Origin of the sequence: Pedobacter frigiditerrae (assembly GCF_032678705.1) — a bacterium.
GTDB classification, from domain to species: domain Bacteria; phylum Bacteroidota; class Bacteroidia; order Sphingobacteriales; family Sphingobacteriaceae; genus Pedobacter; species Pedobacter frigiditerrae_A.
Map to the genome: position 1 here is coordinate 2135956 of NZ_JAVTSS010000001.1, position 22370 is coordinate 2158325.

General features: G+C 35.5%; 15 protein-coding genes. 5 read left to right on the forward strand and 10 right to left on the reverse strand.

Going from position 1 to position 22370, the window contains the following annotated elements; translation table 11 throughout:
- Positions 1 to 141: 141 nt before the first annotated feature.
- Genes R2Q59_RS08325 through fucP form a run of 3 tightly spaced genes read right to left on the reverse strand, consistent with a single transcriptional unit; the run spans position 142 to position 3392 of the window.
- Entirely contained in the window at positions 142 to 1809 is a 1668-nt protein-coding gene (locus R2Q59_RS08325; RefSeq protein ID WP_316785135.1) for an altronate dehydratase family protein, read from the reverse strand.
- 1 nt (position 1810) lies between these two features.
- Positions 1811 to 2140 (reverse strand): L-rhamnose mutarotase, encoded by a 330-nt coding sequence (locus R2Q59_RS08330; protein ID WP_316785137.1) that lies wholly within the window; start codon positions 2138 to 2140, stop codon positions 1811 to 1813.
- 1 nt (position 2141) lies between these two features.
- Positions 2142 to 3392: an L-fucose:H+ symporter permease gene (gene fucP / locus R2Q59_RS08335; protein ID WP_316785138.1), complete on the reverse strand. Its 1251-nt coding sequence runs from the start codon at positions 3390 to 3392 to the stop codon at positions 2142 to 2144.
- A gap of 238 nt (positions 3393 to 3630) precedes the next feature.
- Between fucP and R2Q59_RS08340 the strand changes: the two genes are divergently transcribed.
- The gene (locus R2Q59_RS08340; protein ID WP_316767765.1) at positions 3631 to 4509 is read left to right on the forward strand and encodes a helix-turn-helix transcriptional regulator; all 879 of its coding nucleotides are present in this window, start codon (positions 3631 to 3633) and stop codon (positions 4507 to 4509) included.
- 77 nt (positions 4510 to 4586) lie between these two features.
- Here the strand turns inward: R2Q59_RS08340 and R2Q59_RS08345 are convergent, their stop codons facing one another.
- The 7 genes from R2Q59_RS08345 to R2Q59_RS08375 form a co-directional block, all read right to left on the reverse strand.
- A complete protein-coding gene (locus tag R2Q59_RS08345) occupies positions 4587 to 5378 on the reverse strand; it encodes a hypothetical protein (RefSeq protein ID WP_316767767.1) in 792 nt (263 codons plus the stop codon).
- Between the two features lie 55 nt (positions 5379 to 5433).
- Positions 5434 to 6999 carry a RagB/SusD family nutrient uptake outer membrane protein gene (locus R2Q59_RS08350; RefSeq protein ID WP_316767770.1) on the reverse strand — a complete coding sequence of 522 codons (1566 nt, stop codon included), beginning with the start codon at positions 6997 to 6999 and terminating at the stop codon, positions 5434 to 5436.
- A gap of 8 nt (positions 7000 to 7007) precedes the next feature.
- The gene (locus R2Q59_RS08355) at positions 7008 to 10130 is read right to left on the reverse strand and encodes a TonB-dependent receptor (protein ID WP_316785140.1); all 3123 of its coding nucleotides are present in this window, start codon (positions 10128 to 10130) and stop codon (positions 7008 to 7010) included.
- A gap of 525 nt (positions 10131 to 10655) precedes the next feature.
- Positions 10656 to 12548, reverse strand: coding sequence for an alpha-L-fucosidase (locus R2Q59_RS08360; protein ID WP_316785142.1), 1893 nt, complete (start codon positions 12546 to 12548; stop codon positions 10656 to 10658).
- 213 nt (positions 12549 to 12761) lie between these two features.
- The gene (locus R2Q59_RS08365; RefSeq protein ID WP_316767777.1) at positions 12762 to 13226 is read right to left on the reverse strand and encodes a GNAT family N-acetyltransferase; all 465 of its coding nucleotides are present in this window, start codon (positions 13224 to 13226) and stop codon (positions 12762 to 12764) included.
- A gap of 222 nt (positions 13227 to 13448) precedes the next feature.
- Positions 13449 to 14723, reverse strand: a complete 1275-nt coding sequence (locus R2Q59_RS08370) for a pitrilysin family protein (protein WP_316785144.1) — start codon at positions 14721 to 14723, stop codon at positions 13449 to 13451.
- The gene (locus tag R2Q59_RS08375) at positions 14716 to 15954 is read right to left on the reverse strand and encodes a pitrilysin family protein (protein ID WP_316785146.1); all 1239 of its coding nucleotides are present in this window, start codon (positions 15952 to 15954) and stop codon (positions 14716 to 14718) included. Before R2Q59_RS08375 ends, R2Q59_RS08370 begins: the two co-directional genes overlap by 8 nt.
- 238 nt (positions 15955 to 16192) lie before the next feature.
- On the opposite strand from R2Q59_RS08375, the gene R2Q59_RS08380 reads away from it, so the two are divergent.
- The 4 genes from R2Q59_RS08380 to R2Q59_RS08395 all read left to right on the forward strand — a co-directional run bounded on the left by R2Q59_RS08380 (position 16193) and on the right by R2Q59_RS08395 (position 22365).
- Entirely contained in the window at positions 16193 to 17317 is a 1125-nt protein-coding gene (locus tag R2Q59_RS08380; RefSeq protein ID WP_316767783.1) for a CofH family radical SAM protein, read from the forward strand.
- A gap of 381 nt (positions 17318 to 17698) precedes the next feature.
- Positions 17699 to 18949, forward strand: coding sequence for a 6-bladed beta-propeller (locus R2Q59_RS08385; RefSeq protein WP_316785148.1), 1251 nt, complete (start codon positions 17699 to 17701; stop codon positions 18947 to 18949).
- 2 nt (positions 18950 to 18951) lie between these two features.
- Positions 18952 to 21774 (forward strand): TonB-dependent receptor, encoded by a 2823-nt coding sequence (locus tag R2Q59_RS08390; RefSeq protein WP_316785150.1) that lies wholly within the window; start codon positions 18952 to 18954, stop codon positions 21772 to 21774.
- Between the two features lie 84 nt (positions 21775 to 21858).
- Positions 21859 to 22365, forward strand: a complete 507-nt coding sequence (locus tag R2Q59_RS08395; RefSeq protein ID WP_316767789.1) for a hypothetical protein — start codon at positions 21859 to 21861, stop codon at positions 22363 to 22365.
- Positions 22366 to 22370: the final 5 nt, after the last annotated feature.

Below are 22370 nucleotides of genomic sequence, written 5' to 3' on the forward strand. Positions count from 1 at the left end.
TCGGATTTATATCGGTAGCTTCCCGAAGTGTCTGGACAAGTTGTCGAAGGACATTGATTATTCTTCCTTTATAGTTTCAATTTATCCACCCAAAACTGCAAACTCATAACTATTAACTGTCAATTTATAACTGCCCACTGATTAAAGGCTCACCCCTCTTTTCCAAGGGATAAAATCATCTTGTTCTAGTTGTACTGCTTTAGGAATTTCTTCGCCACTGGCTACTGCGATGATGTAACGTAAGATTCTTTCACCTGCCTGTTCAATGGTTTCTTTACCTGCTATAATGGTACCACAATCTATATCGATAATGTCTGGCATTTTTTGCGCCAAGGCAGAGTTTGTTGATATTTTAATTACAGGCGTAATCGGGTTACCAGTTGGTGTCCCTAATCCCGTTGTAAATAGCACAATATTAGCACCTGCAGCAACCTCTGCCGTTGTACTTTCGACATCGCTGCCTGGTGTACAAAGTAAATTTAGTCCGGGTTTGGTTACCTTTTCAGGGTAATCTAATACGGCGACTACCGGAGAATTACCACCTTTTTTAGCTGCACCAGCCGATTTGATGGCATCGGTGATTAGTCCATCTTTAATATTACCAGGTGAAGGATTGGCATAAAAACCAGAACCATCTTGCTCTGCCTTTGCATTATAGGTTGTCATTAAATCCATAAAACGTTTGGCTGTACCTTCATCAATACATCGGTCGCTTAATTCTTGTTCTACCCCACAAAGTTCTGGAAATTCGGCAAGAATTACAGCACCACCCATTGATACCAACAAATCAGAAACATAACCAATTGCAGGATTTGCAGAGATTCCGGAAAAACCATCAGAACCCCCACATTCCATTCCGATGCAAAGTTTATGGAGTGGTGCAGGTACTCGTTGTTGTTCGTTAACCTTCATCAGCCCTGCAAAAGTCTGCTTTAGTGCGTGTTTAAGCATTTGTTGTTCGGTTCCAGAAATCTGTTGCTCCAATACAATCAGCGGCTTGTCGAACTTAATGTCTCTTTTATAAATTTCATCCATCAAGATACTGGTTTGTGCATGTTGGCAACCCAGTGAAAGTACAGTTGCACCTGCTACATTTGGATGTGTGATATAACCTGCTAATAAACCGCAAAGGGCATCAGAATCAAGGCGAATTCCGCCGCATCCTAAATCATGTGTTAAAAATTTAATGCCATCTATATTAGAGAAAACACGATCGGTAAATGCTGTGTTAGGATTTTGTTCAAATTCTGTTGCCAAAATATCGTGAACAGATTTTCCGGTTTGGTATAAACCTATCAGTTGATCCACCTCTGGTGCCCAACCTTTTGCTTTTTTATAACCTAGCTTTTCAACCAAAGCCTCCTTCAGCACATTTACATTCCTGTTTTCGCAAAAAACCATAGGGATAACTAACCAGTAATTTGCAGTTCCAACACTTCCATCAGCACGGACAAATCCATTAAAAGTTAAGGATTCAAACTGCGAAACATCTGGCTTTTGCCATTCTAGCTTACGCTTGCCCATGTTAAAGGGAGCGGCAGCATGATGGATATTAGCTGTGGTAAGTGCTGAACCAGCCGGAATAAATGCAGTGGTTTCCCCTACTAAAACGCCATACATGTAAAGTTGAGCACCTAGCGCTAAATCAGTGGTGCTAAACTTATGCTTACATTGCACATGGTCTTTCAGATAAATAGTTTCGCCTTGAAAATGTACTGGAAAACCTTTTTCTAGATCTTTTAATGCCACTAACATGTTATCTTTTGGATGAATCTGTAGATAACTTATTTCCGTTTCGATGGTAAACATATTATAACTCAAATATTTTTTTCATTAATACCCATTTTTCATCAGGTGCAGCACCTGCTATCTTTTGTTGATATTTCCACATCAACTCTTCCCATTCTTGAACCTTAGCATTCCCTAAATCCATCGTTGATTTTCTCTCAAAAGAAAAATCATCATTGGCATTGATGTGCATGAAAAGTTTGGTTCCTACCCTATATATCTCCATTTCTTGAATGCCAGAACCAGTAATACTATTTAATACTTCTGGCCAAACAACTTTATGGAATTCTTCATATTCCTCAATTAATTGAGGATCGTCTTTAAGTTCTAATGTGAGTGCAAATTTTTTCATCTTAAGCTTGTTTCACTTTATAGGTTTTTGTTGCGTAATATAAAATGACTGCAAAACACAACAGCGGAACAATGTATGCCTTTTGAATACTGTTGGTTGCATCTGAAATAAGTCCCATTGCTACTGGTGCTAAAGCACCACCAATGATAGACATCACAATAAATGAGGCAGCAATCTTTGTTTCCTCGCCTAAGTCTTTAATGCCAAGTGCAAAGATGGTTGGGAACATGATCGACATGAAAAACGGTACAGCTACTACGGCATATAGCGAAACTTCTCCGCTAGTAAAGAGTGCCAAAACCAAAAGTAACATATTGATTAAGGCATAAATAGCCAATAATTTTGGAGCCTTGATGTAACGCATTAAAAAAGTTCCCAAAAACCTACCCGCCATAAAACCTACCATGGCTATAGAACCCCAAATTAATGCAGCATCCTTTTCACTAACTCCATTTACAAACTTGGCATAGCGGATAAAAAAACTACCAATACCAACCTGTGCGCCAACATAAAAGAATTGTGCAATAATAGCCCAACGGGTATGCGAGTGTCTTAACACCTTAGCCGAAAACTTTGTTGGACCATGAATGTTATCGTCATCTCCTTTAATTTCTGGGATTTTGATAAATGCAAAAAGAATAATCAATAGGATAACAATAACTGCAATGATCAAGTATGGGATTTTAACGGTGTTCGCTTCGGTTTGCAGATAGGTATTTAACTCTGTGGTTGACATTTTATCCAAGGCATCTTTACTGTATTCAATTCCCGATAGGATAAATTGACCACCCAAAATTGGGGCAAGAAAAGAGCCTACACCATTAAAGGATTGTGCAAAATTTAAACGTTGTTCTGAGTTTTCTTTTGGTCCAAGCACTGCGATATATGGATTGGCTACTGTTTCTAAAAATGTAGCTCCACTCGCAATGATAAAAAATGCACACAAGAAAAACATGTAGCTTCTTTCGCTTGCTGCAGGAATAACAAGCAAGGCACCAACTGCATAAAGGCTAAGTCCGAATATAATTCCTTTTTTATAACCATACTTATGCATAAATAAGCCAGCAGGTAACGCCACTAAAAAATAAGCCAAGTACACAAAAAGGTCTATCAATGAAGATTCTGTATCGGTTAATCTGCAAGCCTTTTTTAAATGAGGAATGAGGATGGGATTAATGTTATGTAACAGTGCCCAAAGGAAAAATAGAGAAGTAACAAGTATAAATGCAAGCAGGTATTTATTTTTCGACATATAAATTTGGTTTCTAGGTTTGGCCAAATTTTACGCTATAGGAAATCGCTTCGGCTTATTTAAGCAAAAGGCAATTCGATCAGTACAGTTTATATCATTTGGTTAATGCAAAGAAAGAAGTATTCGAATTTAAATACTTGCCAAGATTACCCAAATAATCAACAATATTGGCATTATTATGAAACATTATATAATTTTCCAGTATATTTATTTGACCATTTATAAACTTATTATCGATATGAAACCGCAGCTATTAAAAGTTTCGACAGGGCCTGCCCAGTCTTTTAGCGTAAGGAGAGATGTAGTTCCTTACATGAATAACAAGTGGCATTATCATCCAGAAGTAGAGCTTATCCACCTCAAAAAAGGAGTAGGCACACAGTTTATAGGAGACAGCATTAAAAGTTTTAGATCAGGAGACATTATATTGGTAGGTGCACACTTGGCGCACTACTGGAGATTTGATGACATCTATTTTAGCGAACAGTCAAAAGCCTGTGCCGATGTAAGGGTAGCTCATTTCAGCGAGAACTTTTGGGGCGATCAATTTCTAAACCTTCCAGAAAACAAAGCAATTAAAACCTTATTAGAAAATAGCAGAAGAGGGCTTCAAGTTAATGGCAAGATTAAGACCAAAGTTGCCGATCTATTGGAACAAATGGTAGTGGCCGATGGTACTCATCGAATCCTATTGTTATTGGAAGCCTTATCCCTCATTGCCAACTGTAACCAAACCACTAAATTATCTTCTATTGGCTTTAAACAAGACTACGATGAATCTGAAAACATCAGGATCAATGCCATTTATGATTATACCTTAAAAAACTTCAGAAGAAAAATACAATTAGAAGAAATTGCAGGCGTAGCAGTTATTAGTCCGAATTCATTTTGCAGGTATTTTAAATCTAAAACTCGTAAAACTTATTCTAGGTTTCTTACCGAGATTAAGGTTGGTCACGCTTGCAAGCTCTTAATGGAGAATAAATTAAACATGAAACAGCTTTGCTATGAAAGTGGGTTTAATAATTTAGCTAGTTTCCATAAGTATTTTAAGATCACGACTGGAAAAAGTCCAATGAACTACCAGAAAGAGTTCATGCCAAGGCATAATAACTAAGAAATCACTTATCATAAAAAACCTCATGAACTTATAGTCCATGAGGTTTTTATTTGAGATAAGAAGTTAATATTTTCTTAGTTTAACATTCCAGGAGCTAAAGAAGCACCAAAAACATGCACAATACCATTGGTAGCTACATAACCAGCACTTCTATCATTAGTTCTGTTGTTATGTACAATTGGTGCCTGATCACTGTTATTCAATATTTTAAGGTAGAAATTTCCTCCTTCATCAAAACCTTTACCCGCATTAAAATAACCTAACATAGTTGATTTTGATAAAACGGCACCTGTAGGCAGCAGTGATTTTACAGTTTTATTATTTGCATTTAAGTTATCAAAATTATGTCTGCCCTCACCGATAAGGTAAAGAAAATAATTCTTGACATCTTCTTTTGGATAATCACTCCACTTTGTTGCGGGGCGAGTAACTGGAACACCAGTAGTAGGATTTACAGAAGTAACAATCGGAAAATCAAACCAAAGGCCTGCTGTAGGAATATTACTTGTAGTGGTAATTACGCCATTGGTTGTTTTTGTGGGTAAAACCCTAATCCCATCATTATGCATGAACAGGAATGTACGATCTGCTTTTTCATATTCTGCTAAGTCGATACCTGCATATTCCAACCCTAGTTTCATGTACTTAAACACGGTATCGTTTACACCATTGGCAACTCCAGTACCTGTTGCTCTATCTAGCAGAAACTTGCCTGCAGAGATACCAATGTTCGGATCAAGTGTTTTCTTCACGTAATCATAATCGGTTTGGCGGTTTAAGCCAAACAATTTTTTGCAACTGCTTTGAGTTAATGTAACCAACAAAAGTATAATTGCTGGTAACAAACTATTTTTTAAAATCTTCATTTTTATATTATTTAATGGCTTGCTTTAACAAGTCTGATTATCAAATACACAATTATTACTCTCCGTATCCTGGATTTTGAATTAGTTTTTTATTAGAGTTCATCACTGCCCTACTTATTGGCCATAAAGTACGACGAATATCTCCAAACCCAGTTAAATCGGTATTTCCATTTCTCGTCTGACGATCTCTTAATACTGGATCCATGATCTCTTTTACTTTACCAGTCCTTACTAAATCGAACCAACGTTTTCCCTCTCCAATCAATTCATATTGGCGTTCTTCAAGGATTGCATTTTCCATGGCCGCTTTTGTGCTCACTTTAGGATCTGTTATAAGGTATTCTGGTAGTGTAGCCCTTTTTCTAATAAAGTTTAAATATTTAAGCGCATTTGGCAGATCATCGCTTCCATTCAAAGCCTCTGCGTACAATAAGTACATATCAGATAACCTATACATGGTCAGATAGACCGGTGCTTGTTGAGTGTAAAATTGAGCAAGCTCCGCTGCCGAGGTTGCGGCAGTTGGATTGATTGGACTCGCATACCACTTTACAAAACGATCTCTGTTATTGTTTGCCGGATTAGCAACAGTATACAAATCTAAGGTTTGCTTTGGCCTAATATCTGTATTAGGACGAACAGTTTGGCTATGCGGGAAGAAATACTTGGTATACAACAGCGGATCAACCTGAAACGTTTTATTGTTAGCGGTAAACGAAATTACGTTACAAGCACATCCATTAGCTACAAAATCCCAGTGCAACGACCAAATGGTTTCTGAACTAGTTGTAGGAGATGTAAATATATTTTTCCAAGTAGCCGTAGGCTCTAAGTTTACCTCAGAAGTACCCGTATAAGCTACCCCTTTTGGAGATCTAGCTTTAAAAAGATTTTTGATCCAGATAATTGCATTGGCATAATCCTTTTTCCACATGTAGGCATCAGCCAAAGTTGCACATATTGCACCTTCATTAATGGTATAAACAGTTGCTGTTTGATTTTTCACTGCAAGGTTATATGCCGTGGTTAAATCTTTAATAACGATCTCATCTAAAATTTTAGCTGCTGATTCGCGAGGACGTTCCGCATCAACTTGTACATCTTCATAAGGTTCCAACCAAATAGGTGCATCGCCCCAAACCCTCACAATGTAAAAATAGCACATGGCACGCATGGCATAAGACTGCACCAAATTTGCATTCACAACAGCCTGCGTAACATTTTGATCCAGTGCCATTACACCAGGGATATACTTGATATTACTGTTAGCTCTTGCAATAACGGTATAAAGTCTAGACCAATCTGCAAAAGCATTATCTGGTGTGATGGCGTTCATCGCAATTTCTGTTACATGGGTTGTCGTATAACTCAAGAATCTATCGAAATTATCAGACCTAAAATCTCCCCAATAGTGGTAACGATCTAAATACTGTCCTTCGCCAACCATTGTTTGCTGAAAGGAAGAGTGCATACCAGCAGTTGCCGCGTCTATATCAAATTTAGATTTGTAGAAATCACTTATTTTAACCTGTGAGACAGGTTTTTCATCAAGAAACTTTTTACAGCTGCCCATGGTAAGAAACAGCATGATGATGCAAGTATATTTTAATAATTTTATCATGACTCAATTTATAAACTAATATTTAAACCTAAACCAAATTCTCTTCTTCTTGGATATCTTCCGGTATCATCTCCTGGGGTAAGCGGATTAGAGCTGCTAAATTCTGGATCATAACCCCTATAGTTTGTCCATGTCAGTATGTTGGTGCCATAAACAAATGCTTTTACTCCTTTGAGATAAAGCTTTTTAGCGATTTCCGAATCCAAGCTATAGGCTAACCTGATGCTAGATAGCCTTATAAAAGTAGCATCCTCCAAATAGGCACTATTTCCATGTTGTTTTAAATTACCACGACTTGGGCGATTTGGATAGTAAGGATATTTAGCAATATCACCTTGTTTTTGCCATGAATTATACAATACATCTGGGTTACCAGGGCCAGTATTTGATGGGTTATTGGCATTGTAAAGCAAGGTATTATAGATAGTTCCACCTACAGAGGCATTAAACAAAACATTGAATGTAAATCTTTTATAGGTAAAGTTATTACCAAATCCTACATTGTATTTAGGTTGTGCATTGCCGATGACGTGACGGTCGCCATCGTCGATTAAGCTATCACGTTTTATATTTGCCCACTCCGTATCACCACCTATAAGTTTACCACCTGGGTCGTACATATTGTGTACAGTACCAGTATAAGGCTGACCATTGAAGGTATACTGAGGCTTGCCACCAACATACAGTGGTTTATTATCAGGCCCTAAAACCACTGTTAATTTATCCCAGCTATCATTGTAAGCATTAGACTCATTCCATTGGTAAACCCCTAGGTTTTTCCAGCCATAAAAGTCACCAATTTTTCCGCCTTGTTGAACATACCATTTGTTACCAGCAACAAACGATCCAGCACCAGCAAGGTCTTTAATTCTTCCTCTTTCAAAATAGATATTTGCATCAATACTCCATGAGAAGTTCTTTTTCAAAATTGGTGTTCCAGAAACTGAAAGTTCCAAGCCTTTGTTTGCAATTGTTCCTACGTTGATGAGCACAGTAGAAAACCCTGTTTCTTTCACCAACTGACGTGGGTACAATAGATCTTTTGATCCTTTTTCATAAATCTCTCCTGTAAACGACAACCTACCTTTTAAGAAAGTAAGGTCTAAACCTAAGTTTTTTTGAATTCCAGTTTCCCATTTAATTAAGCTATTGCCAAGTGTTGTACTATAGGTAGCTCCTGGTGCACCATTGTAACTTGCATCAAAAACAATTTTGTTGATAAACCCATAATCTTCAATTTGATCATTACCTACTCTACCATAGCTGGCACGAATTTTTGCATCATCTAAAAACTTGTTAGACCAAGCCATGAATTTCTCTGCAGAGAAACGCCAAGCCAATGAACCTGAATAGAAAGATCCTCTTTTATTTTCAGGGCTAAACCTTGAAGATCCATCATTACGATAAACAGCACTAGCAAAATATCTGCTTTTGTAATCATAGTTTAACCTTGCAAATATTGCCTGGTTAGTATTTGCCGTACCATTGGTATAAGTATTGGTTACCGTTAGGAAAGAAGGCAATGCTACAAAAATCTCTTCACTAACTGAATTTAAGTATTCTAGATGAAATGTATTTAACGTTCTACGAATAGCATTTGCACCTAAAGTAGCACTTATGCTATGATCCTTAAATTTTTGGTTATAATTAAAATAAGTCTGCGCTTCGTACCTAAAGTTTTTGCGCATTTCATTGATACCATTGTTTGTGTTTTTATTTGCACTTACGTAACGCGGTGAGAAAAATGTGCTTTGCGGATTATCAAAAGCGATGTTGAAAAGTGTAGTCCATTTGATATGTTTCGTAAGGTCAAAATCAACCTGATTATTAACTTGGGCAGAATGAGTTTCGGTTTTATTAGTTTCATACAAAGCATTAGCCAAAGGATTTCTCTTCGAGGCAATATAACTTGTTAAAGATCCATCTGGATAATAAATCAATGACGACGCAGGTCGGTCGAAAACAACAGCAACTGTTCTGGCTAACGGAATCTCATTTTTTAATTGATAATACAAGGAAACATTGGCCGTGTATTTTAATTTAGGCGACGCTTGATAAGAAATATTTAACCTCGACTGTAATGATTTAGCATAGCTATTCACCACAATTGATTTGTCATCAATATAATTGATACTTGCATAGAAATTGAAAGTTTTAGAAGCACCAGCCAAACTTGCATTAACCTGGTTGCGGTGTCCGGTATTGCCCAACAATATATCTTGAAGATCATTATCGGCATTAAATGCAACGTTTAATGAATCCGTATTTATACCAGCTGTAGCAGAAGTTGGCGTTTGTAGTCTGCGGAAAGCCCTTACTTCATCAGAATTACTTTGAGGAAGTTTATGGGCAAGCCTACCAAATAAATGTGTATACTGTACATCTACCCTGGCTTTACCTTCTACTCCCTTTTTTGTAGTAATTAAAATTACACCGTTTGCTGCTTGTGCCCCATAAATGGAAGCTGATGCCGCATCTTTTAAGATTTCAATTCCTGCAATATCTAGTGGATTGATATTTCTACCGTTATCGGTAATTACGCCGTCGACAACATAAAGTGGTCCTGCGCCTGCATTTAAGGTAGTTACGCCTCTAATCTGTATGGTACCTTCTGAGCCTGGTGCACCATCTGTAGTAACCAATACTCCAGATGCTTTACCTTGCAAAGCACCAAATAAATCTACAGGCTGCCTATCTTCAATATCCTTTGCTGAAACCGAAGATACAGCTGAGGTAAGATCGCTCCTTTTTACCTTTCCTCCAAAACCTGTTACCACAACTTCATCTAAATCGCTCAAAGACTCTCCCATTGTAACATTAATTGGTGTGGTGGTGGCTGGTTTTTCAACTGTGGTGTAACCCACAATACTGAATACCAATATTGCATCCTTTGCGGCCATGATGGTAAACTTACCATCAGCGTCAGTGGAAACGCCAGTTGTCTGGTTTTTGATCCTGATACTTACACCGGGTAGGGCACCGCTTGCGTCTTTTACTGTCCCAGTAACCTTAATCTGGCCTGGCGCCTGGGCAGCTGCGTTAAGAATAAACAATGTGCATAGCATAGCAATCATTGTAAATCTTACCAAAATAGCCTTCACAGGAAAAATTTGGGTAATTTTTCTTTTCATATCGTTTAAGTTAAAGTAATAGGAACTAAATTTTGATCGTTGTGCTGCATCGAAGAACAGCAAGAGGTTAACGAATTACTTGTTAACCTCCAATGGACATTTGTCCAAGGGTGGGTTTCTAATTTCATTGTTCTAGTATATTTGGTTAATGCAAGTAAATGATAATACTAAAATTAATAACTATCAGAATTGGCGAATTATTCAACAATTTTGGCATGCAGCTTTTTAAGGCTTAAAGTGTAGCATTAAAATAAATTTGAAATACAGATGGAATTTGCAAAAGTTATATGCATCAAAAAACAGAAATAATTTCTATTTAAAAGTTCTATAAGCATTTTTATACTATAATAAGTTTAAAGCCTATAATGGATCTTTGAATTAATCTCTTAAAACATTGTTGATTTGACCTAATCTATAAATTGTCAAAATAGTTGAATTAAATGAATAACGGTATGAATTTCAACGCAAAGATTTTCGGATATAAATCTTCCATTCAAATACAAAGATTAGCAAGGAAAAACCACCTTAATTAACAGACAGGTCTATTTCTAACAATCTTATTAATCCTGTTTTTAAGATATGGCTTGGCTTAATCGCTATTTGATGTTTTCCAGCTACAAGGGATAGATCAGCTAAATCAATCTCCATGACTGTATCAGTCTTCTCCGCTGTTTTTGCACTTGATTTTTTAAATACCTTACCATCAACTATTACTTCAAAATCTCCAGCATTCTGATTATCTGCGCTATATTTTAGTAGAACATGAAAGCTTGTAGGTTGCAATAATCTAAATTCCCAATTAATCTCTTGGTCATTTTTTGTAAATCCATCTACATAATACCTACCGGGTTTACCATCTCCAAACTTAAAACCTTTGCCTATTAAGTTAGCGTCAAATGCCAATAGCTTATTTGAGGTATTACTTGCTGAAGATAAGAGTCTAACACTATCAACTTTAATTGGATTTTTTGTCTCCAAAATAATTACTGTACTAGCTGTATCGGCAACTTTTCTAGGAACCGATATTTCTAAATCACTTGAATTAAGTCTATTAAAACCTAATGACTTATTTGGCGCAGTTAACAAATAAGCTTTTGCAATATCACTTTTAAGTCCACCGATAATCAATTTGCCATTACTTGGCCAATTAAACACATGTAAGTAAAGCTTATTCCCTTTTTGTGTTGATACACCCCAAGGCTGCAGTGGCAATGGAGTCTTCGTTGTACCATGTATACTTTCATTGTTAACCGCCATCCACTTAGCAATTTCAGTCAGTATTTTTTGGTCGGCCATATCAAATGCACCATCCCCTTTCGGACCAATATTCATTAACAAATTGCCACCACGAGAGGCTGATTTAGCTAGTAATTGAATTAAAAAAGCACTGGTCTTATGTCGTTTATCAAATTTAGAATAACCGTATGATTCATTTGTAGTAGGTATCGCCTCCCAATTCCCTGTAACAGGAAAAAACTCTGCAGGGCGATCTGCTGTATTTTGATAATCGCCTAAATTAAGATTGGAGGCCCTTGCCAATCTACCGTTTACAACCACATTTGGATCGGCTTTTCGAATGGCTTCAAGAATTCTTATATTCTCTGAAAGTGGCAATTTACCTGGTGTATCGAACCATAAAATATCTGGATGATAATTCTTGATCAATTCTAAAATCTGCGGAATAGCTTTCTCATTTACATATTTAACAGCCTTTGGTAACAACTCTGGATGTTGGTCAAACCAGTTTGCACCTCCAAATAGCAATTTATCTCCCCCTGGATTGTTGTATTCCCAATCGTTTCCAGGGGCATCTGGATGTTCCCAATCAAATGCATGAGAATAGTAAAAACCAAACTTAATGCCTTGCTTTTTACAAGCTTCTTGTAATTCGGCCAAAGGATCATGCTTCCATGGACTCTGTTTAGCTAGCGTAAAACCTGATGCTTTAGAATCGAATAAGGCAAAGCCATCATGGTGTTTTGCAGTAATAATGAAATATTTCATTCCAGCTGTTTTAGCAGCTTTAACCCATTCATTTGCATTAAAATTTACAGGATTAAATTGATGTGCTACATCTAGGTATTCGGCTCGAGAGATTTTTTCCTTCCTCATTAAATGTTCGGCATAACCATCTACTTTTTTGCCCTTCCACTCACCTCCAGGCAACGAATAAATACCCCAATGGATAAACATTCCAAATCGAGCATCCGTCCACCATGCTAATCTGTTTGCCTTGCCTTTCTGAGAATCTTTCCACCAACCATTTAAAGCCTTATCAATTTGTTCTTGATCTCTTAATTTGGCCTGATTAAGCATGGCTTCTTCATCGCCTGTTTGCGCAAACAAAAAATTGGAAGCAAAAACAAGAGAAAAAACCAGATAGCAAGTTTTTAGGTGTTTGGCAATTTGAAATTTCATCAGCTCATAATTATATGGTGATAGAATTGAAAACCACCAGCCTTAATTTGTAGTGCCTTGACTGAATCATATCCTCATGATTTAGTTCGGCAAACAAGTATATTAAAAAGCGCCGATAATAAAGTTTGCTAAAACAGCAAATCACTCTTCAATTTTAGCATAGAAGAATTGCTTTTATGAAACAGATGATATAGAAAAGAAATCCTTACAGAATTAAGTTAAAGGCTCATCCTGTTCGCAATGCTGCCTTAACTGCTTAGGACCTTGTGGCCAAATAAATGCAGTAGTTTGTTTTTTCCAACCCATACTTTTATAAAAAGCATCTGCTCCAGGCGCTGCGCTTAAATTTACAAAGTGATAATTTTCTAATTGATTGTTTAAAGTAGTTACCAAGTACTTGCCCAAACCTTGTCCTTGGAAATCTGGATCTACAACAATATCCGCTAACATGGCGTAATATCTACCATCACCAACTACTCTGCCAAAGGCGATGATTTTCTCTCCTTCAAACACAAAAATGGTAGTGGTACTATTTTTAAAAGCTAGAGCTATTTCTTCCGCTTTGCGATGTTTCCATTCTATTTTATAGAATAAAGAAATGACATAATCCCAATCTATGCTATTTAAATCTGGGTTAATTTTATAAGTGTATGCTGGGTTTTCTGTTAGGTTGTTCATCAGTATTATAAATGTTCACTACAAACGAAAAGTAGTGGTAAATGTTTTGGTTAAGTTTGGTTCTTGATTTTACTATCAGTTGGTGTCTCACCGACCGAAATAAGGGATAATTATAGTGATACATTAACCATTATGTTAATTGAACAATTCAATTAATCTTTCGCATTACTATACCCAGTTGAGCTGGGTATGACGATTACATTAACTATGTGGTTAATTCTATTACTTCTTACCCACAACAACTTTAGTCATTGCGTTCCAATCTAAATACTGATTAGCAGTCGCGATGATTTCTTCAGGTGTAATCGTTTTTACAGTCTGAATGTATTTGGTATAATAATCGTAATCTAGATCTGAGAAATAAATGTTTTTGAATTTATCGGCATGAGAGAAAGCGTTCTCTAAACTGCCCAACATAGAACCGAGCATGTAATTTCTAACCAAGCCTAATTCTTCTTCTGCTACCAACTCTGTCTTTAAAATATTAATCTCTTTTTCAATCTCTTCCAAAGCGCTCACGCAAACTTCTGTCCCCACTTCTGTTGCGATAAAGAAATAACCTGCATCTTTTAAAGAAGCAATGCCCGAACCAATGCCGTAAGTATAGCCTTTATCTTCCCTAATATTTGCCATTAAACGAGAACCAAAATATCCACCTAACAAAGTATTCATAATTTGCAGTTTCGGAAAATCTTCGTGTTTCCTATTGATGGTTAAATTACCCATTCTGATAGCAGATTGTACTGCATCAGCTTTTTCTATATAAACATCATTACCTACAATTGGGGAATAATTAAATTCATTAACCGTAGACGGATTGTGGTTTTCCCAAGATTTACCGAAGAAATGATTTAGTAAATCGAACTCTTTTGCCTCAAATTTACCAGCAGCAATGATGGTACAATTTTCAGGTTTAAAAGCTGCCTTGAAATAAGTTAATAAATCATTTCTTTTTAAATCATCATAATGCTCCATTGAAATATCAGAACCATAAGCTGTTTCACCAAAAATGGTATTGGCAAAGGTTTTACGTGCTAAGAAATCATTCTTTTGCAGGTTTACTTTTAACTTCTGCTTTTGGTTCTGAATAAAAATATCTAACTCCTCTTGAGGAAAAATACTTTCATTTAAAATAGACCAAATGATAGGCAATACAGAAACCAAATGTTTGTTTAAACTGTGAAGAGTTATCGAAGTATGGTCTGCTCCATAATCTGTCTGCAAATATGCTCCATAATAATCAACCTGTTCTGCTATTTGTTTGGCAGATAATTTTTTTGTGCCGTTATTAATTAGGCTATTTACAGAAACCGCTTGCAAAGGCTTATTCTGATCGTAATTTACATTCTGAAAGATAAATTCTATGCGAACTAATTCTTGCTGACCTGCATTTACGGTAAAAACCTTAATCCCATTGTCTAGTTGTTGGGCTTTTGGTTTAATAAAATTGATTTCATTTACCTGTATAAAATCAGGTGCTATGGTACGATTAAGCATTGGCTAAATAATATAAGGTAGAAGATCTTTCTTTTTTAAAGGTTGTTTTTGCTGCTTCTTGTATTTGTTCAGCAGTAATAGCCAAATACTTATCGATTTCGATATTTAACAATTCTGCATCACCCAACAATTCGTAATAAGCCAAGTTCATTGCTTTATCCAACAAGCTCATCTCAGAAAACACCATGATCGATTCGGACTTATTCTTAACTTTAATCAACTCATCATCTGTTACCAAACTTGTAGAAATCTTTTCTAACTCTGCCCAAATCGCTTTTTCGGCAACATCCATTTCCACTCCTGCTATCAATTTACCTTCAACAATAAATAATCCTTCATCTAAACTGCTAGACATATAAGCATTAATATCGCTAAATAATTTCTGTTCTTTCAATAAGCTATTGTATAATCGAGATGAATGACCTTGCGATAAAATATCCGATAATAAATCATAAATCTGATAAGTTTTATCTAATCTAGCTGGCATTTTAAATGCAATATAAATGGCATTCAAAGGCACGTTTGCGTTAATAGTAAGTGTCCTTGCTTTAGTTTGCGGCTGTTCCTTAGGTAAATTTCTGTTGTATTTATTTCCTGCTGGGATAGGTTCAAACCATTTTTCGGCAAGTGCTTTAACATCTTCAGTTTTCACATTGCCACCTACTACCAAAATCGCATTTTGTGGCGTATAATGTTTTTTGAAAAACGCTTTCACATCTTCCATCTTTGCAGTCTCAATTTGCACTAAATCCTGACCAATAGTTGCCCATCTATAAGGATGCGTTTCGTAAGCTAAAGGACGTAATTTTAACCAAACATCGCCATAAGGCTGATTAAGATAACGTTGCTTAAACTCTTCCATTACCACGTTACGCTGTGTGTCTAAACTCTTTTCAGAAAAAGCTAAACTCAACATTCTGTCGCTTTCTAACCAAAAAGCAGTCTCAATGTTTTCCGCTGGCAATGTGATGTAATAGTTGGTGATGTCGTTACTTGTAAATGCATTGTTCTCGCCACCAACACGTTGCAAAGGCTCATCGTAATTTGGCACATTTACAGAGCCACCAAACATTAAGTGCTCAAATAAATGCGCAAAACCTGTCCTTCCTTCCTCCTCATCTCTTGCACCAACATCATATAAAATATTTAGAACTGCCATTGGTGTTGTTGGATCTTCGTGAACCAAAACTTTTAAACCATTGGCTAGTGTAAAACGATTAAAGTCTACCATAGCCGACAAAGATAATTGAATTGTTGAATTGCTAAATGGTTAAATTGTTGGAGGAGTGTTAAATTGTTTGATTGTTGAATTGTTACCTTGCTTGGCAATAATTTAAATGGACTATGGACTATGGACTATGGACTATGGACTATGGACTATGGACTATGGACTATGGACTATGGACGAAAAACGACAAACGACAGACGATGGACGAAAAACTTTCCGACTAAAACAATTATCTTTGTATATGAATACTGCCGAATTATTACAGAGGGCTTTAAAATTCGACTTTTTAACTAAAGAAGAAGGCGTTTTTTTATATCACAATGCAGAAACTGCAGAGCTGGCTTACGTTGCAAATGAGTTAAGGAAAATACAGGTACCGAGTGGAAAAGTAACTTGGCAAATTGACCGTAACGTAAACACTACTAATGTTTGCATTGCCAATTGTAAATTCTGTAATTTCTTTCGCAGGCCGGGTCACGATGAAAGTTACATCACGGATATTGAAACCTACAAAGTTAAAATTGAGGAGACTTTTCGCTTAGGCGGAGACCAACTTTTATTACAAGGTGGGCATCACCCAGATTTAGGCTTAAGTTTTTACGCAAACCTTTTCAAAGAATTAAAAGAATTATATCCAGATTTAAAGTTACACGCTTTAGGTCCGCCAGAAATTGCTCACGTTGCTAAACTAGAAGGAATTTCACATACTGAAGTTTTAAGGGAACTAAAAGCAAATGGTATGGATTCATTACCAGGTGCTGGAGCAGAAATATTAAATGACAGGGTTAGAAGATTAATTTCTAAAGGAAAATGTGGTGGGCAAGAATGGCTTGATGTGATGAGAGCTGCTCACCAGTTAGACATCACTACTTCGGCAACGATGATGTTTGGTCACGTAGAAACCATTGAAGAACGTTTTGAGCATTTGGTGTGGATTAGGGAAGTACAAAGTGAGAAACCTGAACACGCCAAAGGGTTTTTAGCATTTATTCCTTGGCCTTTTCAAGATGATGGCACTTTGCTTAAACGCTTAAGAGGAATTAGCAATAACATTACTGGTGATGAATATGTAAGAATGTTGGCGCTTAGCAGGATTATGCTGCCAAACGTTAAAAACATACAAGCAAGTTGGTTAACTGTTGGTAAAGCAGTTGCACAAATGTGTTTGCATGCTGGTGCTAATGACTTTGGCTCAATCATGATTGAGGAAAACGTAGTTTCTGCAGCAGGTGCACCACATCGCTTTACGGCAAATGGAATTCAGACAGCCATTAAAGAAGCAGGTTTTGAACCACAATTACGTGGACAGCAATATAACTACCGCGATTTGCCAAGCCAACTAGAAGAACAAATTATTACTTATTAGTTAAAAATACATTTTCAGTTTTGAAGTTATAAGCCCTATTTAGATATTTCTAGATAGGGTTTTTTGGTTATGTATTCCCTTAGCTAACCATATAAAGTTGATTAAATTTCCATCGAAAATCTATAGTTAGGAGTCAGCCTGAGCGTATTCGAAGCCTGCCTGCCGGACAGGCAGGGGTTTAATTTATGGTCTTCGACTACGCTCAGACTGACATGATATTTTTGATCTATTTTAAAACCGTTTCTTAAAATAATCTCCCTAATTGTATCTTTTAAATTACCATAATGTTAAAAATTGTAAAATAGAAAACAATAACGTTCTTTTTAGTTATAATTGGTCAACACAAAATAAACCATCCTAACTGAATAAATTTAACGCTCTATGAAACCGCTTAAGCTGTTCCTCTATGTCTTACTTTACGCCCAATCTTTAACCTTATTAACCTTCGCTCAAACTGGAAAAGTAGACAGTTCTAATATTGTTACTTTAAGGATAGACCCTCAAAGTGCCAGAGGTGCTGCCATTTCTCAAATTTTTGATGAAGTAAAATTTATCCCCCTAGAAACTACCAAAGAAAGTTTATTTGGAAACATAGCACAACTTAAGATAGCTGGGAATAAGTTTATTGTTTATGATTACGACACTAGGTCTATCCTCATCTTTAGTGATGAAGGAAAGTATATCAGTAAAATCGATGCTGCCAAACTTCAAACTGATAAAGAAGATAAAGAAAAAGCACAGTCTTACGGTTTCAGAACTGTAAAAGAAGATGATAAAGATTTTATTGTAATTTTTACCAGCAACAATGTCCAATATTTTACTTTCGAAGGCAAATTTGTTAAAAAAGTAAAAAACTATAGTTACTCTGACGAGATTACAATGGCTAATGGTAATGTAGTTGCAAAGTTAGGGATGTATATTAAAAAGGGTAAAGACAGTACTTTTTATAAATTAAACCTCCTTAATAAAGTTAAAAAAGACACTGTTGGTTATTTTAAATTTGATACTAAGTTATACGAAACAGATGATTGGTATGGTGATGGGGGAATTAGTCAATACGCTCCCGATGCAGCATTTTGGAGTACTTTTTATGATTATAATCTTTATAGAATATCACCAGATAAAGTTTCATTGGCATACAAATTCATTCTTCCTGCCATTAATACTTTACCTAAAGATTTTATCACTAACCCTATTTATGTTAAAAAGAGATTCGATTATTTCGAAAAAAACAAAAAAGTTATTCATGGTTTGGGAAAAAGCTATCTATTAGGAGATAACCTTTACTTAAGATTTTCTAATGTTTTTTGGGATAAAGACCAGAAGAAAAACTTAATCTATAATATCAAGACTAGCGAATTACTTTCATTTCAAGATTTAGAACCTGATAGTCTTTCTTCTTTTTTACCTATTACAGATTCTGGTTTTGGTTATGATTTTGAAAACCGTGGCTTTTTGGCTTTTGAGGATGGAAAGTTTTACACCAGCTATTCGTCTCTAGCCATGTTCGCTTTTAAAGAGCGAAGTGCAGGTAAAACAACAAAGTATCCTCCACTTTTAGAAAATTACTTTAAAACTGGCGACAGAAAAAGTAATCCTGTATTAGTAATCTTCAAACCTAAAACCAAGTAACCATGCGCTTCTCTCTCTTAATAATCTTAGGCATATTTTGCCTATGCACCTCTACATACGCTCAAACACCTGCTACCACACCTACAACAGGAACTATCAAAGGAATAGTTCGCGATACGGCACATAATTATGTTTTAAAGTCTGCCACAGTATCTATTTATCGTGCTGATAGTTCTGTCTTAAACTATCAATTGAGCAATAACTATGGTGAATTTAAATTTACAAATGTGCCAATTGGGCAAATCTTACGAATAGATGTAAGTAATGTAGGTTATGAAACTTTTCGTCAAAAAATAACAATCCCGAAAGGCGAAACCTTACTTGATTTAAAAACTTTGATCATAAATCCTAGAAATGAAACTTTGAAAGAGGTAGTGATCAGCATCCCTCCCATTACCTACAACAACGATACCTTAGAAATAAATGCAGCCGCTTTTAAATTAGACTCCAATGCCACTGTTGAAGATTTGCTTAAAAAAGTACCGAATATTACTGTTTGGGGCGATGGAATTATTACCGTTAATGGTAAGGAAGTTAAAAGTTTATTGGTAAATGGCAAACAGTTTTTTGATGGAGATAATAAAGTAACCTTACAAAACATACCAAAAAATGCATTGGAGAAAATCCAGATATTTAATAATGCAGATCGAAATAATCCATTAGACAGTAACCTGGTTGCTAACCTAAAACTAAAAAAGGGAAAAGACAGGTCGTACTTTGGAAAGATAGGCCTTGGGTATGGAACTGATAATCATTATCAGCTTGATGGAAACATTAACTTTACCACGCCTAAACTACAACTTGCAATTATTGGAGCCACAAATGATGTAAACAAAACACCAAACGACATTAATACATTAGTTCGAAACAGTACTTTTAAAGGAACAGGTACAAGTGTAGAATATCAACCAGATTTTAGGCAAGCAGGTATTAATAAGGGAACTGTAGCTGGTGCCAAAATGAGTTATAATTTTACACCCGATAGCAAGGAATGGAATAATAAGAGTTCGTTAAGTGCAGATTACTATTTTAAGAATATAGAATCAATTAATAATTCCCAAAATCAGAATATCACTACACTTTCAAGTAATAATAAGATATACTCTTTTTCAGAAAATACGTCTGTTAACAATAGTGAAAGTCATCGTCAAAATTCACAGTTCAATTACTTTAAGAAAAATCATCAAATTGATATTAGCGAAACTTTTAGTACAGATAACAGCAACAGTGTACAAACCAATATTAGAAACGCTTCTGATAACAACAACCAAACAACCAGTACAAATAACGGAAGCAGCACAAATAATACCGAAAATCAGAATTTCAATTTAAGAGCAAATTACAGTTACAACAACTATAATAACTGGAAGCAAAGGTTTAAAGGCTTTACCTTAGGCTATAACCTTTCAATGAATAATAGAAATAACGATAGAAATGAAATTACCGAATTTAGAGATTTGTTAACCCCTGCGTTAAAAAGAGATTTTAATAGAAACTATCAAACGAACACTAAAAGTTTTAATCAGAATATCAATTTAGCAATCCGTGATTTAAAGTCGTTATTTTTTGGCAATAAAAACTTATCAAACTTTAATGGCGAGTTTACAGCGAAGCTTGATATAGATAACAATAAAAACAAAAATCAGGTTTCAGATTTAAATGGAAGCACCTATTTAACAAACGATTACCTCTCTAATAATCTACAAACCAATCAGGCGATATTTACACCTGGACTTTCCATATCTAAAAGCTTCTACAAGAATTTGAGCAATCGCTATAATAAAAATTTAAGCTTTAGATTAGCGGCCGCTCAACAATTGAGCTATCAAGACAATAAATCGATAAAGAGCTTTCAAAACATCAATAGAAATTACAACAATTTCGTTCCTACGGCTAGTATTTCCTATTCTAATTACCAATATGGCACACATCAAACAAGTATATCATTAAACTATAATACACAAGTTATTATCCCTACCGTTAATCAATTAGCACCATTAACAGACAGTACCAATTTATATAATTTACAAAGAGGAAACATTAATCTTACTGAAGCAAAAACCAAGTCGCTAAACTTAAGTATTTACAGATATGATATGCGAAATAAGAATACGCTAAACTTTAGTGCAAACGCTTCAATTGGTTTAACTGAAGATGCAATTATTGATAGCTCATTTATTGATGCCAGAAATAGGAGAAACAACTATTTGGCAAATGCCGATGGAACTAAATACGCTCGTTTATACGGAGATGTACGTAAATCTTTAAAGTTTAAATCCTCAGAGCTGAAATTTGGGTATACCACTAGTTTTAATGTTAACCGAACACCCAACTATTTAAATGGAGTTTTTAACTTCTCTAACAATACTTCAACTGAAAACAAAATCTCAACTAACTATACTTTCAAAGATAAATTTGCATTAGAAGGTAGCCAGAGCATCGGAACAAGCTCATCAAAGCAAAAATCATTAAATACTGCTTATAAAAACACAACCCTTACCTCTGCATTAAGTGCTAATTATAATTTCACCAAGAAGCTTTCTTTGAATAGTAACGTAAGTTTTAATAATAACAATCCTTCTGTTGGTGAAACTGTAAACTTTACCATTTGGAATGCAGAAGCAAATTATCGTTTCACTAAAGGCAATAATATTGAGCTTAAATTATCTGCATTAGATTTATTGAAACAAAACAGGGCTATATTTAACTTTGCAGGAACCAATACATTTACAACTTCTACCAGAAATGTTTTGCAACAATACTTTATGGTAACACTATCTTACTATCCTCGCAAGTTTGGAAACAATACAGCAGTTAAAAAGTAGTATTTAAAGCAAAAATCAATTTTATTTTTATAAATTCGAGGTAAATAAACGAGCTCAAATTTCACCTTAAATCAACCCTTTATCATGTTAAAAAAATCCATTCTAATTTTATTCCTTTCAGTTGTTAGTATATATGTTAACGCTCAAGAAGGTTGGTTTAAACAAAAGATTAACGATAAAGTAACTGTTAACTTCCCTGTTGAATCTAAGAAAATAAATGAAAACAGCTACGGAATTAGAGACAAGGATGATGTAGTTTTCTTGGTCAGTTCTGTGGATTTATTAAAAATCACTAATTTATCGTTAGAAGAATTTAATAAAAATATAGTCTTACAAAGCTGGGCAGATGAATTTATGGCAGGATTAACACCAACCATGCCCAAATTTGCTTTTAAAACTGCAGAAATCATAAAGTTAAAAGGACAAACTGCTTACCATGTTACGGGAAGAGATGACGCAGCTAAAACTACAGTTTACATGAACATTGTTTTTGTAGATGGAACTGCCCATAGCGTTACCAGTCTTGTTCCTGATGGTAAAAGCACTAAAAACACAGATCTATTCTTAACGAATATTTTTATAAGTAAATAAAAAAG

What these genes read in the sequence shown, in the direction of transcription:
- R2Q59_RS08325 (WP_316785135.1), bottom strand. Translation starts at nt 1,809, where the DNA reads ATGTTTACCATCGAAACGGAAATAAGTTATCTACAGATTCATCCAAAA.
- R2Q59_RS08330 (WP_316785137.1), bottom strand. Translation starts at nt 2,140, where the DNA reads ATGAAAAAATTTGCACTCACATTAGAACTTAAAGACGATCCTCAATTA.
- fucP (WP_316785138.1), bottom strand. Translation starts at nt 3,392, where the DNA reads ATGTCGAAAAATAAATACCTGCTTGCATTTATACTTGTTACTTCTCTA.
- R2Q59_RS08340 (WP_316767765.1), top strand. Translation starts at nt 3,631, where the DNA reads ATGAAACCGCAGCTATTAAAAGTTTCGACAGGGCCTGCCCAGTCTTTT.
- R2Q59_RS08345 (WP_316767767.1), bottom strand. Translation starts at nt 5,378, where the DNA reads ATGAAGATTTTAAAAAATAGTTTGTTACCAGCAATTATACTTTTGTTG.
- R2Q59_RS08350 (WP_316767770.1), bottom strand. Translation starts at nt 6,999, where the DNA reads ATGATAAAATTATTAAAATATACTTGCATCATCATGCTGTTTCTTACC.
- R2Q59_RS08355 (WP_316785140.1), bottom strand. Translation starts at nt 10,130, where the DNA reads ATGAAAAGAAAAATTACCCAAATTTTTCCTGTGAAGGCTATTTTGGTA.
- R2Q59_RS08360 (WP_316785142.1), bottom strand. Translation starts at nt 12,548, where the DNA reads ATGAAATTTCAAATTGCCAAACACCTAAAAACTTGCTATCTGGTTTTT.
- R2Q59_RS08365 (WP_316767777.1), bottom strand. Translation starts at nt 13,226, where the DNA reads ATGAACAACCTAACAGAAAACCCAGCATACACTTATAAAATTAACCCA.
- R2Q59_RS08370 (WP_316785144.1), bottom strand. Translation starts at nt 14,723, where the DNA reads ATGCTTAATCGTACCATAGCACCTGATTTTATACAGGTAAATGAAATC.
- R2Q59_RS08375 (WP_316785146.1), bottom strand. Translation starts at nt 15,954, where the DNA reads ATGGTAGACTTTAATCGTTTTACACTAGCCAATGGTTTAAAAGTTTTG.
- R2Q59_RS08380 (WP_316767783.1), top strand. Translation starts at nt 16,193, where the DNA reads ATGAATACTGCCGAATTATTACAGAGGGCTTTAAAATTCGACTTTTTA.
- R2Q59_RS08385 (WP_316785148.1), top strand. Translation starts at nt 17,699, where the DNA reads ATGAAACCGCTTAAGCTGTTCCTCTATGTCTTACTTTACGCCCAATCT.
- R2Q59_RS08390 (WP_316785150.1), top strand. Translation starts at nt 18,952, where the DNA reads ATGCGCTTCTCTCTCTTAATAATCTTAGGCATATTTTGCCTATGCACC.
- R2Q59_RS08395 (WP_316767789.1), top strand. Translation starts at nt 21,859, where the DNA reads ATGTTAAAAAAATCCATTCTAATTTTATTCCTTTCAGTTGTTAGTATA.